Annotated in this window: 1 protein-coding gene; it reads left to right on the top strand. The window is 44.3% G+C overall.

Going from position 1 to position 575, the window contains the following annotated elements; translation table 11 throughout:
* A partial coding sequence (locus DU428_RS13340) for an HYR domain-containing protein (protein ID WP_114436876.1) occupies nucleotides 1–575 on the top strand: 575 nt, incomplete at both ends.

The raw sequence follows: 575 nt of genomic DNA, 5'->3' as shown, positions 1-575 counted from the left end.
CAGCGCCTATTAATGTACAGTGTGCTGGTGATGTTCCTACGCCTGATGTAACGGTTGTTACTGATGAAACGGATAATTGCTCTGGTACGATTACGATAGCTCATGTTTCGGATGTTTCAGATGGTGGCTCCAATCCAGAAGTCATTACTAGAACCTATTCTGTAACTGATGCAGCTGGGAATGCAATAAATGTTGAACAAACTATTACCATCAACGACACTACAAATCCTACAATTACTTGTCCTGCGGATCTAGTAATAAGTGCAGATGCGTCTTGTGAGGCTACTAGTGTTGCTTTAGGAACTCCAATTACAGATGATAATTGTGGGGTAGCTTCCGTTACCAATGATGCTCCGGCAACGTTCCCTCTTGGAGAAACCACAGTGACTTGGATAGTAACTGATAACGCTGGTCTTACAGCTACCTGTACACAAACGGTAACTGTTAATGATACAACGCCGCCCACAATTACTTGTCCTGCGGATGTAGTAATAAGTGCGGATGCGTCTTGTGTAGCAACTAGTGTTGCTCTAGGGGCTCCAACTACAGCTGATAATTGCGGGGTAGCTTCCGTT

Source organism: Oceanihabitans sediminis (assembly GCF_003337215.1).
Classification (GTDB): Bacteria; Bacteroidota; Bacteroidia; order Flavobacteriales; family Flavobacteriaceae; genus Oceanihabitans; species Oceanihabitans sediminis.
This window is presented reverse-complemented; position numbering and strand designations above follow the sequence as displayed.